Genomic DNA, 13,651 nt, shown 5'->3' on the forward strand with positions numbered 1-13,651 from the left:
TTGCTCAGTAGATCGGGAAGGCGGCGGTGAGGGCCTTTACCTTCTCACGTACATGCGCCTCGATCTGGCCGTCGCCCTCGTCGCCATTGCGGCGCAGGCCCTCGACCACTTCGGCGATCCAGCCGCCGATCTGGCGGAACTCGGCCTCGCGGAAGCCGCGCGTCGTGCCCGCCGGGGTGCCGAGGCGCAGGCCGGAGGTGACGAACGGGCTGGCCGTATCGAACGGGACGCTGTTCTTGTTGCAGGTGATGTAGGCGCGATCGAGCGCCTTTTCGGCTGCCTTGCCGGTCGTGTTGCGCGAGCGCAGGTCAATCAGCATCAGGTGATTGTCGGTGCCGCCGGAGACGACGGCAACGCCGGCATCAGCGAGACTGGCTGCCAGCGCCTTGGCATTGGCAACGATCTGGTGGGCGTAGGCTTTGAATTCCGGCTGCAGCGCCTCGGCAAAGGCGACGGCCTTGGCGGCGATGACATGCACCAGCGGGCCACCCTGCAGACCGGGGAAGACGGCCGAGTTGAACTTCTTGGCGAGCGCCTCGTCATTGGTGAGGATGATGCCCGAGCGCGGGCCGCGCAGCGACTTGTGCGTGGTCGTCGTCACGACATGGGCGTGCGGGAAGGGCGAGGGATGCGCGCCACCAGCGACGAGGCCGGAGAAGTGCGACATGTCGACCAGCAAATAGGCGCCCACTTCATCGGCAATCGCGCGGAAGGCCGCGAAGTCCCACACGCGCGGATAGGCGGTGGCGCCCGCGATGATGAGCTTGGGCTTGTGCTCGCGCGCCTTGGCGATCACCTCGTCCATATCGAGCAACTGGTCTTCCTTGCGCACGCCATAGGACACGCAGTTAAACCACTTGCCGGACATGTTGACGGGCGAGCCATGGGTGAGGTGGCCGCCTGCCGAAAGGTCGAGGCCCATGAAGGTGTCGCCCGGCTGCAGCAGCGCCAGGAACACCGCCTGGTTCATCTGGCTGCCGCTATTGGGCTGCACATTGGCAAAGTCGCAACCGAAGAGCTTCTTGGCGCGCTCGATGGCAAGGTTCTCCACCACGTCGGCCCATTCGCAGCCACCATAATAGCGCTTGCCGGGATAGCCCTCGGCATATTTGTTGGTGAACACGCTGCCGGTCGCTTCCAGCACCGCCTTGCTGACGATGTTCTCGGAGGCGATCAGCTCGATCTTGTCCTGCTGGCGCTTGAGCTCGCCCTGAATGGCGGCGAACACCTCGGGGTCGGCGTCCGCAAGGCCGGTCGAGAAAAAGCCCTGAGCGCGGATGGCGGGCTGGTTGTCGAGATCGGCAGCGGCTGGCGAGGCAGTCATGAGCGGATGTTCCTTGTTATCAGACGTCTGTGTTCAACGGATCGGGCGCGGCATCACGCCGTCGTGGCGAGCGCCGGCGGATTGCCGAGCTTGCCGACGCGACGAGCGTGGCGATCGCCGCCGAATTCGGTGGTGAGGAAAGCGGTGAGGCAGGCCTTGGCCATTTCCGGGCCAATCAGGCGGGCGCCCATCGCGATCACATTCGCATCATTATGCTCGCGCGAGAGCTGGGCGGAGAGCGGCTCGCTCACCAGCGCGCAGCGGCAGGCCGGATCGCGATTGACGGCAATGGAAATGCCGATGCCCGAGCCACACAGCGCCACGCCGCGCTCGGCGCGACCGGCCGCGATCTCGGCGGCCAGCTTGTAGCCATAATCGGGATAGTCGACGCTCTCGCCCGCGGCCGGGCCAAGGTCATTCACATCATGACCCTGCTCGCGCAACCAATTGGCCAACGCGGCCTTGAGGTCGGTTGCGGCATGGTCGGAAGCGATGGCGATACGCATGGCAGAAGGTCCCCGGCCCAACTCTGAATTTGAACGAGTCGGCTTCGCGCCGCTATCTAGTATCCACCGGCCCAGAATGCCACCGTGGATTGCGTGACTTGCCCGCTCGGGCTATCGCGCAGCCATGAGCGGGACCATTCTCTCCATCCTCATGCTCGCCGGCATCGCGCTGGGCGTGGGCGGCATTTACATGATCGGCTGGCGGCACGATGCCAAGCGCGGCTGGCTGATGATCGTCGCGGCGATGGTAATGTTCATGAATGTGACGATCTGGACGATCCCGGTGGCGGAGCCGGGTGCGGCGGGCGTGGCGAACGCCGGGGAGTAAGCGCTGCAGCCTTAACCGGTCGCGGTTTTCAGCAGGACCTTGAGCTTCGGGTGCCATGTGGGTGCCAGCGGGTTGATAACGGTCAGACCGCGCGTGACGAAGCCATGTTGCATATCCTCGGACAGGAGCAGGCTGCAGCCCGCTTCCGCCGCTGCCGTGACAATCAGCGCATCCCAGAACTGCAGCCTGTGATCGACCACGAGATCGGCCGCCGCCAGAGCAATTCGTGCCTCGGAAGCCGAGGTGCCGAATGCGCTCGCGAATTCAAGCAGGATGGCCCGGGCCTCGTCGGCACTGGCGCCGGCGCGGTGCAGGACGACGAACAGTTCGCCGAGGGTCTGTGCCGGTGCGATGAGGCTTGCCACCTCGGCAAGCTGCGCCACCAATGCGCGGATCTTTGCGATCTTGGGGTCATCCTCCGGGGCGCGGCTCACCCCTGCGAGATAGGCGAGGATGTTACTGTCCAGCGCAATGCGGCTCATTCGTAGAGATCCTCACGCGACCACGCCCCGGCGCGGCGGACCGGTAGATCGGCCACAAATGCGAGCAAATTGCGGACCGACTGTGCTTCCTGATGCCGATCGATGGGGAGGACACGGGCAACGGGTCGTCCGCGTGACATCACGGTAAAGCTCTCGCCCTCCGAAACTTCGCGAAGAAGTTCTGAGAAATGTTGGTTGGCCTCGCTGGCGGTGATCGCTTTGTCCATCCGGCCAAATTAGTGGATAACACTAATTTCTGCAAGGCGCTTAGCGGAAAACGGAACGCCTCACAAATCCCGGATCAGCCGCACCGGCAAGCCGATCCAGGCGGGGTCGTTCACCACTTGCTGGCGCATGCCGATGCCGAGCGGGAGGAGGTGGAGCATGGCGCCGTCGCGGCCGATGAGGCGGCCGAAAAGGAAGCGGCCGGCGGGGCGGGGCACCAGCACGTCGCGGTTGAGTGCGTCAGCGAACCGCTCCGGCGGCAGGGGTTCGCACCACAATTCGTCTCCGGCGCGGTAATCGCCCAGCGCGGCGGTCATGCGGATGCCGAGCGCGCCCTTGGGCACGCCGGGCGGCACCAACGTGAGCGGGCGGCTGGGAGCGCCAGCGCCATCCGGGCCGACCAGCGCGGCGACGGGCACTTTCTCGCTGGCGGGCAGATCGACGAGGTCGCTGGCCTGCACGTCCAACGCAGCGGCGATACGGTTGAGCCATTTTACCGATACGGTTCGCGTGCCTGTTTCGAGGCGACCGATGGTCTGGGCTGTGGTCGGGGGTTCGCAGCGAGCTGCCACTCCCTCCAGCGTGAGGCCCCGCGCCTTGCGGACTTCCCTGATCCTCGTAATCATCGGCTCACCTGATTTGTTAACCTCATCGGTTCGCTATGTCCTACATTTGTCGCCACATGGCAATGGTTTTTGCGACTCGAAACAGGAGACGCAGGGCATGACCGAACGGCGAAGCAACAGGACAGTGGAACGGGTGATCGAAGGGCCCGATGGGCGGCGCGAGCGCGTGATGGTCAACATCGCAGAATCGCCGACGAGCTGGCTCCATGCGCGTGGGATGCTGAGCCAGCGCCAGTTCGATGCCGCTGAGGCGCTGCGCCGCGATTGGGAGCAGGCTGGCATGGGCGCGCGCGTGACGATGAACTGGGATCTGGCGGCCGTACCTGTTCGCGCCGGGCGGGGCGGGGCGCCGGGGCAAGCGCCGACGCTCGCAAGAATGAGCGCGCGCGACCGGCTGAATGGCGCGCTGGCGGCGGCCGGCCCCGGTTTGGTGGATATCCTGTGGCGGGTCGTATGCGCGTGCGAAAGCCTCGTCGCGGCCGAACGCGCGCTCGGCTGGCCGGCGCGGGCCGGCAAGCTGGTGCTGGGCTTCGCGCTGGATCGGGTAGGGGATTTTTACCGGATTCGATAAGCCAGCCACCGCTTCACGGTTGCTTGCATAGCGCCCCTCACCCTCGTCATTCCCGCGAACGCGGGAATCCAGCTTCGACGTTGCCTTAACGCGCCGGCGCTGACCTGGATTTCCGCGTTCGCGGGAATGACGGAGGAAGGGAGAGGGACGCGTTCCTTCGGTGGGGTGCCCACCTTGTCCGCGCCCGGGTCGTTCCGATCCGCCCCAGCCCGCCACCACCTCAAACCCGATCCGCTCTGGCTCAGGCGCATTTTCTTCCGCGCGCCGGGCTGATAAGGCGCGGCCATCATGATCACCGATCCCGCGCGCGCGCTGGCCATTGCCAAGTCCATTTTCCTCGAACGCTTTCCCGGAGCCGATTACGCCTTTGTGGCCGGTTCCATCATGCGCGGTGAAGGGCGCGCCTGGTCGGATATCGATCTGGTGGTGGTCTATCGCGCGCTGCCCCTGGCGCACCGGGAATCGGAGACGGTCGACGGCGTGCCGGTTGAAATGTTCGTGCACGATCCCTCCACGCTCGCCTGGTTCATGGAGCAGGATATTGCGAAGGGGCGCCCCTCTTTGCTCTCGATGGTGGCCGAGGGCGAAGTGATCGGGCGGCGGATCGCGCTCGGCAAGGTTCTGCAGGCGAAGGTCGCGGCGCGGCTCGCGGCGGGGCCGAGGCCGCTGAGTGCCGAGGCGCTCGAAGACCTCCGTTACCAGATCACGGACGCCCTGGACGATCTGCGCGGCGAGCGCAGCCGCTCCGAGAAGCTGGCCATCGGCGCGCGACTCCACCCGCTGCTGGCGGAACTGAGCCTGCGCACCCGCGACTGCTGGAATGGCGCCGGCAAATGGCTGCCCCGCCAGCTGGAGGCTGCGCAACCCGGCCTCTCGAGCCGCTACGAGACCGCCTTTGCTGATCTGTTCGGCGCCGGGCGAGCTGACGCTGTGCTGCAGCTGGGCGAGGCGGAGCTGGCCCGCGTCGGCGGGCGCTGCTTCGACCGTTTTCGGCGCGATGCCCTGGCTGCGCAACGCATCGACGCGCGCTCACCCCTTGCGGCGACGAAAGACCGGGTCTAGGGCCGGCGCATCCGATCACCATCACCGATCAACATGACAAGGACAGTCCCGATGAAAGCCCGCGTGTTCGTCACCTTGAAATCCGGCGTGCTCGATCCGCAGGGCAAGGCGATCCAGCACGCGCTGGAAGGGCTGGGCTTTGGCGGCGTCAATGATGTCCGCGCCGGCAAGCTCATCGAGCTCGATCTGGCCGACGGCACCAGCGAGGACGAGATCGACGCCATGTGCCGCAAGCTGCTCGCCAATACGGTGATCGAGAATTACCGCATCGAGGCGATCGGCTGAGCCGGCGACAGGAAGGACGTTTCCGATGAAAAGCGCTGTCATCGTCTTCCCGGGCTCCAATTGCGACCGCGATCTGGCCGTGGCTTTCGAGGCCGTGAGCGGCGCCAAGCCTGAGATGGTCTGGCATCGCGAGACGGAATTGCCGGAGGGTCTGGACCTCATCGGCGTGCCCGGCGGCTTTTCTTATGGCGACTATCTGCGCTCCGGCGCCATGGCGGCGCGCTCGCCGATCATGCAGGCCGTCGCTCAGGCGGCATCGCGTGGTACCTATGTGCTCGGCATCTGCAACGGTTTTCAGGTGCTGACCGAAGCGGGGCTTCTCCCGGGCGCACTGATGCGCAATGCCGGCATCCACTTCGTTTGCCGCAGCGTGGCGCTGACCGTGGAGAACAGCCAGAGCGCATTCACCAGCGGCTATGAGGCCGGCCAGACGATCAACATCCCCGTCGCGCATCATGACGGCAATTATTTTGCCGATGCGCAGACGCTGGATCGACTGGAAGGAGAGGGCCGCGTTGCGTTCCGCTATGCCGAGGCCGTCAATGGATCGGCGCGGAACATCGCGGGGATCCTCAATGAGGGCGGCAATGTGCTCGGCATGATGCCGCACCCCGAACGCGCGATCGAGAAGACCCATGGCAGCACCGATGGGCGCCGGATGTTCGAGGGACTGACAGAGGGCCTGCTCGCACGCGCTTGAGGGTTTGCGGGCGCCAGTTGGGACATCCGTCGGTCGCGACCTCCTCCCTCGTCACCCCGGACTTGATCCGGGGTCCCGCTGCTTCAATGCAGCCGAAGGTTCAAGCAGCCCACCAAGAAAGCTGGACCCCGGATCAAGTCCGGGGTGTCGAAGGTGGGATAGGCTGGTGCTCGATGCTCGCTTCCTTGCCTTACGGGGCAATGCCAAAGCGCGCATAGTCCGCGTCGATGCGGGGCTTGATGCGGCGGGCGATGGCGAGATCGGTCTGGCCCTCCGCGCCGCGGTCCATGCGGGCGAGGACGACGCCGCGCATGAAGCGGCTTTCGGCGAGATTGGGGACGGCATTCAGCACGGCATTCAGATCGCGGAGCGCATCCTCATACCGGCCGAGACGGTAGGAGACGACCGCACGGCTATCCAGAATGCCATAGGGACTGTTGCTCAGCTCCAGCGCCGATGTGCAATCCTTCGCGGCGGTTTCGATCTCGACCTGCCGCGTCCCCTTGATCCAGCAGCGCATATTGAGCAGCGACGGCGTGCCCGGCCGGTCTTCCAGCAGCGTGTCGACCAGCGCGAGCGCCGTGGCCGGGTCGCCATAAGTGCCGATGATGTCAGCCTTGCCTTCCTGGAAGGTCCGGCGAGATTCGCCGCCCAGCGCAATGCGTTGATCCAGCAGTGCGACGGCCCCATCCAGATCGCCGCTTTCGGCGCGCAGGTTGGCGACCCTGAACACCGCGCCCACGGACGCGGGGTCGAGCGCACGGCCGGCTTCGGCATCCGCCAGCGATGCCTTGAGGTCGCCCATTTCCTTGTGGATCTGGCTGCGCATCAGATAGAGGTCGATGTCCGGCTCGATCGTGATGGCCTTGCCGAGATCGGCCAGAGCGCCCTCGCGATCATTGATGGCGCGGAGAAATGTCGCCCGGTCGCGATAGGGCGCGGCCTTGTCGGCATTGGCGGCAATGGCCTTGGCGTAGACGGCCTGCGCGGCGGCGATCTGCGTCGCGCCGGCGGGATCCTTGCCGGTGATGTCCCACGAGCGCAGGGCATTGGCCGGGGCGATCAGGCGCGGCGCCTGCGATTGCGCGGTGGCAAGGCGGTCCTTCTCGGGGCCGATCTCGCTGGCCGGGATCTCGATGCCGGTGGAATCGACATTTTCATCGATGGTGAGCACGCCTTTCTCAAGACTGAGCGCGCGCTTGAAATCATAGCCGGCGATGCGGGCGGCCAGCGCAGGCTCGCCCTCAACGCGGAAGCCCGCGCCCTGCTGGGGCAGGCGGATGGTCGTGCGAACATGGCGTCCCTCGGGCGCCGGCGTCGCGACCGGGATGGCGGACCAGGCCGCACGTGCGCGATCCGGCGCGAAGCTGATCGACGAGATGCTTTTGTCGACCGCGCGGCGCATGGTCTTGTCCGTCCACGCCCACTCTGAATCGGTGACGCCGCGTGCCTTGATCGTCACGATCCCCGCCTGATCGTCTCCGGTGAGGCTGATGTCCGCAAACTGGGATTCGCCGACCACGCTGGAGAGGAACTCGCCAAGCACCTCCTGCTGCTTCTCGCTGTCCAGCTGCGTGCGCACGACGTTGAGCTGCATGGCGGCGAGGCCGCGCAACACCAGCGTGAGATCGAACACGCTTGGCAGATCGATGCTGGCGGTCTCATCCATGGTCATCGTCAGGTCGAAGGCGGGGCGGCCGGCATTGCGCGGCTCGATCAGCAGGAGATCGGCGCCGTCCGGGCGTAGCGGCAGCACATAGCGGAAGGGCGGCGTATCGTGGATATCCTTGATCCGCGAGCCAATGCCGGTGCCGTCCAGCCAAAGGGATTCGCCATCGATCTGCGCGCGCACGAGAATGTGGTTGAAGGCGGCCGGGCTGGCGAGGCGCTTCACGACGGCGTCGCCGAGCTGGGCATGGGCCAGCACGGGCTCTGCCGTAATGCCCATTCCGCGCAGCATCGCGAGGAGCATCAGTGTCTTGGCCTTGCAGTCTCCATAGCGCAAAGCCCAGCTCTGCTCCGGCGTTTGCGGCACATAATTGCCGCCATCCATGGAGACCGCCAGATAGCGGATCTGGTCCTGAACGAGCCGCAGGGCGCGCTGGGCACGGCCGAGCGGCGTACGCTCGGCAGCCATGATCGCCTGGACCTCCTGCAGCAGGGCGCTGCCGGGCTTGAGCAGGCCCTGCGTCGCGAACAGCGGGGACATCGTCCTGGAGACGTCGGCCCAATCCTTGAACGTAGAGACCTCGAGCAGTGGCAGCGGCTGAAAGCGGATGGGCGCATCGGAGGGAATCTCCGTCTGGCGCGGGCCGGGCAGGGCAAAGCTAAGCTCAGTGAAGCGTGGGCCGCGGACTGGCTTGGCCTCGATGCCGGTGATGCCGACCTTCCATTTGACCGGGCTGTCATTGTCCCACAGGGTCCGGAGGCGACCCTGACCGAGCGTGACCGGCGCGGTGATCAACGGCGTCAGCGCCTGGACATGGCCGGCAAGCGCGGCGTCCTTGCCGGTGGTGGAGGCGCGCAGGCGCAGGATGTCGCCCACGCGCAGGCCTTCGACGGCCATGGTCGCGGTCAGCAGCCCAGTGAGTTCGCGCCGCTCCAGCGCCTGCTCGCGCCGGATGACTGTGAAGGTGCGGCCACCGGCCAGCAGATCGATGTTCTGACCATCGCGCACGATCGCTAGCTCGTGGATGATGAGATCGCCCTTGTCCGGCAGCCAGGGCAGGGTGAGGTTGGCGAGCTGGTTGAGCTGTTCGGCCGAGGTGATGCGCTGCGCGGTGTCCGAGTAGGTCCACAGGCTGCCGTCTGCGATGCGCTGCTGGCGGTCGAAGATGAGGATGGCGGGGCCGCTCGCGGCAAGCGCGGACGGCGCGGGAAGCTGTGCGGCGATGACCCAGTCCGGTGAGCGCTGATATAACGGTGTCTCTCCCGCGCGCGCCACCGCAGAGAGGGCGAGGCCACAGAGCAGGGCTGAAGCAAAAATACGCCGTTTCAATCGTCTCTCCTCATCGCGCAGGCCATGAGGCGTTAGCTGATCGCGACGAATGGCTCAATCGACCCTATCGATGCTGCGCATTATTCTTCGGGCTGGCTCGGCGATCCTTCCCGCTGGAGGCGGCGGGCAGTGCGCTCATGCAATATAGCGGCCTCGCGCAGGCGGCGGGCGACGTCTGCATCGCCACAGTTGTCGGCCTTCAAGCGCGCCACCCGGGCGAGTTGCTGATAGTAAATGGCATCACGCCGGGTTTCCATGTCCTGCGGAATAGCACGACATGGCTCCGCGCGAAGCCGTTTTGCGACAGCTTGTCTTGCAACGGGACAAGTGAGGCACTTGAGGAGGCCCGGAACTTTTCGACCAAGCCACCGATTTGACATCCCGATAGCCGGCCCTCACGGTGCGGTCACTCCACAGGAGGCCATGTGGCTTTGAACGGCGCCGATGCACTGCTGACCCAACCCATCGCCTATATCGGGGCGTCCGGGCTCACCATCGGCGCGATCATCTCGGCCATCGTCGTCTTCTCGACGGCGCTGCTGGCGGTGTGGCTGCTCAAGAAGTTCGTGCGCCGCGCGCAGCAGACCATGGGGGAGGAACGCTCCCACGCCATTCATATCGGCGGGCAGATCGCACGCTATGTCATCGTCGCCTTCGGGCTTGCAGCGGCGGTGTCGGCGCTGGGAGTCGACCTGTCCGCGCTCTCCCTGTTCGCCGGTGCGCTGGGTGTCGGCATCGGCCTGGGGCTGCGCGATATCGTGCGCAACTTCGTGGGCGGTCTGGTGCTACTGTTCGACCGGAGCATCGAAGTGGGCGATTTCGTCGAACTGGAAGACGGCACCATGGGCGAGGTCCGCTCCATTGGCCCGCGCGCCACGGCGGTGCTGACCAATGACGATGTCGACATGCTCGTGCCCAATGCCAACCTCATCGACGGCAAGGTGACCAACTGGACGCGCAACCGCATGACCCGCCGCGTCCACATTCCCTTCCGCACGGCTCTTAATGCCGACAAGGAGAAGGTGCGCGACGCCGTGATCGAGGCGGCCAAGGCCGTGCCGCTGACCTTGCCGGATGCCGGGCGCAAGCGCACGCAGGTCTGGCTCGTCGGCTATGGCGAGAACGCGCTCAAGTTCGAACTGGTCGTCTGGCCCACCCTGTCCGCCGTCAAACGACCGGGGCGCACGCTGGCGACCTATTGCTGGGCGATCGACGATGCCCTGCGCCAGAATGCCATCGAAATCCCGCTGCCGCAGCAGGAAATCCGGGTGCGCGGCCTGTTCGGCCAGGAGGGCGAGGCTGGACTGGACGCCTTGCGGCCGGGGCAGGGCGCGGCAACCGATGGGGCAGGGGCGCGTTCTTCCTCCGAAGGCTGAGGGCTTGGTCCCCGGCATTATAGGAGGCCTATCCATGACGCAGAGTCAGAAAACCCCGCCGCTGGACTTCAACGATCCCGACAAGGACAATGCCGAGCAGGATGAAAGCGGCACGCAGGCGCAGGATGTCGCCGCCGATGCGCAGGCCAATCCCTATCGCGGCGAGCCCGAAACCGAGCATGGCGGCAAGCCGAATCCCGCTCAAGTGATGCCCATCGATGCGCCGGACCTGGTGGACACGATGAACCAGATGGATCGCAGCGGCCTCATCGACATGGGCGCCTATGAAGGCGAGGAGAATATGGACGACGAGGACGGCTCCATACCGGAATAGCGCCGACACCGTTTCCCTCTCTTGAGGATCGTCGCGGACGATCCGCCCGATCATCGAGCGCCCGAGCCGGCCACCGCCGGCTCGGGCGCTTCCCGTTTCCGTAGCGTCCGGACTGCGCATCGCTGCTCTTCATGCCAGCATGGCGCCCCTCCTTCGCGAGCACAGATGCGCATTTGCAACGCGTGTCGACAAGGCGCGGGGCGGTTTGACGTGGGTCAAAGCGAGCCGTGGCGCAAAGGCTACACCTGTGTCTCGAATGAACGATATCGCTGCCCTTTGGGGCAGTCGGGTCTTGCATTCAGTGAGTGCGGGCGCATTGAACATGCATGCCCATCCCGCAGGGCCAGCATAACAGAAACGGAAGAGAGAGAATGAAACGGATTTCCCTGTCCATCCAAGCGTCCATCCCCGCGCTGCTCCTCGCCTCGACGAGCGCCCTCGCCCAAACCCCGCAGGCCGCCCAGACAGCGACCGCCGCCGATGACGGCATGGAGATCATCGTCACCGCCCAGAAGCGCGAGCAATCGCTGCAAGATGTGGGCGCCGCCGTCAGTGCCTTGGGCGCCGACCGGATCGCCAGCGCTGGCGTCAACAGCATCTCTGACCTGCAGACGATCGTGCCGTCGGTGAACTTCGGCAGCGATTTCAATCAGGCGAAGATCTTCATTCGTGGCGTGGGTGCCAACACCTCGACCACGGGCAGTTCCACCGGCGTGGCCTTCCACGTCGACGGTGCTTACGTGGCCCGCGCCGAGGCCCAGCTCACCTCGCTCTTCGATCTGGAGCGCATTGAGGTGCTGCGCGGCCCGCAAGGCACGCTCTATGGCCGCAACGCGGTGGGTGGGTCGATCAACGTCATCACCGCCCGCCCGACGGACATCTTCTCGGGCTATGGCCGCATCGGCTATGGCAGCTATAATGCGTTGACGACCGAAGCCGCGATCAGCGGCCCGATCACCGAGGGCATTCGCGCCCGTCTGGCGATCAAGACCGAGAACCGCGACGGCTATGGCGTCAACCCGGTCTCCGGCAAGGATGTCGACGATCTCAACCGCCGCATGGGCCGCGCTTCGCTCGAGTTCGATCTTGGCCGCGAGGCGACGCTGCTGGTTTCGGGTGAATATTTCCGCCAGAGCGATGCTTCCGGCGCGATCCATTATCTGCGCGCATCCTTCCCCGGCGTGGCCCGTCTCGCGCCGCTCGGCGTAGGCGGCTATGCGACCAACCCGCGTGATCTCGCGACGGAATCCAGCCCGGGCACTGAGACCGAGACCTATGCCTTCACCGGCACGCTCAATGTGCCGCTCAACGATGCGCTGACGGTCACCAACATCGCCAACTACCGCTCCTTCAAGAGTTCGCTGTTCCAGGACCTCGACCTTTCGGCGGTGATCGACAGCCTGCTGACCAACGGTCAGGCGACCACGGTGCAGGAGCGCCGGATCGACAGCAAGCAGTGGAGCAACGAGTTGCGCCTCGGCCTGCAGTCCGAATGGGTGAACGGCACCATCGGCGTGTTCTTCTTCCATGAACGCCAGCGGCCGATCGACAATGTGGGCCTCGCGAACCGGACCGGCATGGCGCAGAATATCGGCGTGCTGCAGGCTGCCGGCATCGATCTGAACGAGGCCTATGGCCTGTGCGGTTACTCGCCCAACGGCGTGACCGGCGGCAGCAACATCATCGCGCCCAAGCGCGTCTGCACGCGCTCGAACCTGCTGACCGAGGCCTTCTCGATCTTCGGCCAGTATGAGATCGGGCTTGGCATGTTCAGCGAGGCGCTCTCGGGCCTCAGCGTGAAGCTCGGCGGCCGCTGGAGCAGTGAGCATGTGGAGTCGGAGAACCCCTCCATCATCATCACCCGCAACGGCGTGGGGCCGGTGCTCCGCTACACCGCCGCGGGCACGCATGTGGAGAAGACCTTCCGCGACTTCACGCCGGAAGCCGGGCTGGTCTGGAAGGCCAATCAGGACATCCTGCTCTATTACACCTATTCGGAAGGCTTCAAGGCCGGCTCGGGTGAGAATGCCGCAGGCAGCACCACCATCGTGAACCCCGAGAAGATGTTCAACCATGAGGCGGGCATCAAGGCGAGCTTCGGCCGCATGTTGACCGTGAACCTCGCTGGCTATGCTTACACGCTGAACGGCCTGCAACTGAACAAGACGATCGCCGGTGGACCGACGGGCTACACCACGATCTTCCAGAACGCGGCCAAGACACGCGCAAAGGGCATCGAGCTCGACGCAATGCTGCGCCCGATGCCCGGCCTGCGGCTGAGTGGTGCGCTCTCCTACACGGATGCGCATTTCGTCGATTATCTGACGCTCGATCCGCTCAACCCGGCCAACATCGCCGGTGGCACGCCGTATAACGCCGTGACCAACCCCGATCCGACGGCCTTTGGCGCCCCGAGCGGCGGCAACATCCAGCTCGCCGGCAACGACACGCGGAACAGCCCGCGCTGGTCGTGGAACCTGCACGGCGAATATGATGTGATCGCGCCCATCGGCACCTTCACGCCGAGCGTGGACGTCTCCTATAAGAGCCGCACTTACTTCAGCGAGTATATGCGCGAGATCGAAAGCAGCGCGGCCTACACCATGGTCGATGCCTCGCTGGCCTACGAGACCAACGACGGCCGCATCCGCGCGCAGCTCTGGGCCAAGAACCTGTTCGACGTGTTCCGCCCGAGCAGCACCTTCGCTCTGGCGACAGGCCGCCTTCTCGGCGTGACCTGGCTCCCGCCGCGCACCTATGGTCTGACGGTCGGCTACAAGTTCTGAGGATTCACGCGGCGGCTGAGGTCGCCGCGTGACCGGTTGAACCGATCA

14 protein-coding genes are annotated in these 13,651 nt (G+C 65.5%); 8 read left to right on the forward strand and 6 right to left on the reverse strand.

What is annotated here, in order from left to right; translation table 11 throughout:
- Window positions 1-4: 4 nt before the first annotated feature.
- Both glyA and rpiB read right to left on the reverse strand, forming a co-directional pair.
- A complete protein-coding gene (glyA, locus tag M2335_RS07515) occupies window positions 5-1,324 on the reverse strand; it encodes a serine hydroxymethyltransferase (RefSeq protein WP_264570689.1) in 1,320 nt (439 codons plus the stop codon).
- Between the two features lie 53 nt (window positions 1,325-1,377).
- The gene (rpiB, locus tag M2335_RS07520; RefSeq protein WP_181560012.1) at window positions 1,378-1,830 is read right to left on the reverse strand and encodes a ribose 5-phosphate isomerase B; all 453 of its coding nucleotides are present in this window, start codon (window positions 1,828-1,830) and stop codon (window positions 1,378-1,380) included.
- A gap of 124 nt (window positions 1,831-1,954) precedes the next feature.
- Between rpiB and M2335_RS07525 the strand changes: the two genes are divergently transcribed.
- Complete coding sequence (locus tag M2335_RS07525; protein ID WP_264594287.1) at window positions 1,955-2,158, forward strand: hypothetical protein; 204 nt, start codon at window positions 1,955-1,957, stop codon at window positions 2,156-2,158.
- Window positions 2,159-2,169: 11 nt separating this feature from the next.
- On the opposite strand, the gene M2335_RS07530 is transcribed toward M2335_RS07525, so the two are convergent.
- From M2335_RS07530 to M2335_RS07540, 3 genes are read right to left on the reverse strand one after another with little or no spacing between them, the layout of a single operon-like run.
- Window positions 2,170-2,640, reverse strand: a complete 471-nt coding sequence (locus tag M2335_RS07530) for a PIN domain-containing protein (RefSeq protein WP_264594288.1) — start codon at window positions 2,638-2,640, stop codon at window positions 2,170-2,172.
- Window positions 2,637-2,867 (reverse strand): type II toxin-antitoxin system Phd/YefM family antitoxin, encoded by a 231-nt coding sequence (locus M2335_RS07535; protein ID WP_264594289.1) that lies wholly within the window; start codon window positions 2,865-2,867, stop codon window positions 2,637-2,639. Before M2335_RS07535 ends, M2335_RS07530 begins: the two co-directional genes overlap by 4 nt.
- Before the next feature lie 60 nt (window positions 2,868-2,927).
- Window positions 2,928-3,491, reverse strand: a complete 564-nt coding sequence (locus M2335_RS07540) for a helix-turn-helix domain-containing protein (RefSeq protein WP_264594290.1) — start codon at window positions 3,489-3,491, stop codon at window positions 2,928-2,930.
- 97 nt (window positions 3,492-3,588) lie between these two features.
- On the opposite strand from M2335_RS07540, the gene M2335_RS07545 reads away from it, so the two are divergent.
- The 4 genes from M2335_RS07545 (at window position 3,589) to purQ (ending at window position 6,109) form a co-directional block, all read left to right on the forward strand.
- Window positions 3,589-4,062 (forward strand): DUF6456 domain-containing protein, encoded by a 474-nt coding sequence (locus tag M2335_RS07545; RefSeq protein WP_264594291.1) that lies wholly within the window; start codon window positions 3,589-3,591, stop codon window positions 4,060-4,062.
- 288 nt (window positions 4,063-4,350) lie between these two features.
- A complete protein-coding gene (locus M2335_RS07550; RefSeq protein WP_264594292.1) occupies window positions 4,351-5,124 on the forward strand; it encodes a nucleotidyltransferase domain-containing protein in 774 nt (257 codons plus the stop codon).
- Window positions 5,125-5,175: 51 nt separating this feature from the next.
- Complete coding sequence (gene purS / locus M2335_RS07555) at window positions 5,176-5,409, forward strand: phosphoribosylformylglycinamidine synthase subunit PurS (RefSeq protein ID WP_264570683.1); 234 nt, start codon at window positions 5,176-5,178, stop codon at window positions 5,407-5,409.
- Window positions 5,410-5,434: 25 nt separating this feature from the next.
- Entirely contained in the window at window positions 5,435-6,109 is a 675-nt protein-coding gene (gene purQ / locus M2335_RS07560) for a phosphoribosylformylglycinamidine synthase subunit PurQ (protein WP_181560005.1), read from the forward strand.
- A 190-nt stretch (window positions 6,110-6,299) separates the two neighbouring features.
- Here the strand turns inward: purQ and M2335_RS07565 are convergent, their stop codons facing one another.
- Entirely contained in the window at window positions 6,300-9,107 is a 2,808-nt protein-coding gene (locus tag M2335_RS07565) for a DUF3857 domain-containing protein (RefSeq protein WP_264594293.1), read from the reverse strand.
- A 425-nt stretch (window positions 9,108-9,532) separates the two neighbouring features.
- Between M2335_RS07565 and M2335_RS07570 the strand changes: the two genes are divergently transcribed.
- The 3 genes from M2335_RS07570 (at window position 9,533) to M2335_RS07580 (ending at window position 13,603) form a co-directional block, all read left to right on the forward strand.
- Window positions 9,533-10,483 carry a mechanosensitive ion channel family protein gene (locus tag M2335_RS07570; protein WP_181560003.1) on the forward strand — a complete coding sequence of 317 codons (951 nt, stop codon included), beginning with the start codon at window positions 9,533-9,535 and terminating at the stop codon, window positions 10,481-10,483.
- 34 nt (window positions 10,484-10,517) lie between these two features.
- Entirely contained in the window at window positions 10,518-10,817 is a 300-nt protein-coding gene (locus tag M2335_RS07575; RefSeq protein ID WP_181560002.1) for a hypothetical protein, read from the forward strand.
- Window positions 10,818-11,188: 371 nt separating this feature from the next.
- Window positions 11,189-13,603: a TonB-dependent receptor gene (locus tag M2335_RS07580; protein ID WP_264594294.1), complete on the forward strand. Its 2,415-nt coding sequence runs from the start codon at window positions 11,189-11,191 to the stop codon at window positions 13,601-13,603.
- Window positions 13,604-13,651 lie beyond the last annotated feature (48 nt).

The organism is Sphingobium sp. B12D2B (genome assembly GCF_025961775.1).
Classification (GTDB): Bacteria; Pseudomonadota; Alphaproteobacteria; order Sphingomonadales; family Sphingomonadaceae; genus Sphingobium.

What these genes read in the sequence shown, in the direction of transcription:
- M2335_RS07580 (WP_264594294.1), top strand. Translation starts at nt 11,189, where the DNA reads ATGAAACGGATTTCCCTGTCCATCCAAGCGTCCATCCCCGCGCTGCTC.
- M2335_RS07540 (WP_264594290.1), bottom strand. Translation starts at nt 3,491, where the DNA reads ATGATTACGAGGATCAGGGAAGTCCGCAAGGCGCGGGGCCTCACGCTG.
- rpiB (WP_181560012.1), bottom strand. Translation starts at nt 1,830, where the DNA reads ATGCGTATCGCCATCGCTTCCGACCATGCCGCAACCGACCTCAAGGCC.
- purS (WP_264570683.1), top strand. Translation starts at nt 5,176, where the DNA reads ATGAAAGCCCGCGTGTTCGTCACCTTGAAATCCGGCGTGCTCGATCCG.
- M2335_RS07525 (WP_264594287.1), top strand. Translation starts at nt 1,955, where the DNA reads ATGAGCGGGACCATTCTCTCCATCCTCATGCTCGCCGGCATCGCGCTG.
- M2335_RS07530 (WP_264594288.1), bottom strand. Translation starts at nt 2,640, where the DNA reads ATGAGCCGCATTGCGCTGGACAGTAACATCCTCGCCTATCTCGCAGGG.
- glyA (WP_264570689.1), bottom strand. Translation starts at nt 1,324, where the DNA reads ATGACTGCCTCGCCAGCCGCTGCCGATCTCGACAACCAGCCCGCCATC.
- M2335_RS07535 (WP_264594289.1), bottom strand. Translation starts at nt 2,867, where the DNA reads ATGGACAAAGCGATCACCGCCAGCGAGGCCAACCAACATTTCTCAGAA.
- M2335_RS07545 (WP_264594291.1), top strand. Translation starts at nt 3,589, where the DNA reads ATGACCGAACGGCGAAGCAACAGGACAGTGGAACGGGTGATCGAAGGG.
- M2335_RS07550 (WP_264594292.1), top strand. Translation starts at nt 4,351, where the DNA reads ATGATCACCGATCCCGCGCGCGCGCTGGCCATTGCCAAGTCCATTTTC.
- purQ (WP_181560005.1), top strand. Translation starts at nt 5,435, where the DNA reads ATGAAAAGCGCTGTCATCGTCTTCCCGGGCTCCAATTGCGACCGCGAT.
- M2335_RS07575 (WP_181560002.1), top strand. Translation starts at nt 10,518, where the DNA reads ATGACGCAGAGTCAGAAAACCCCGCCGCTGGACTTCAACGATCCCGAC.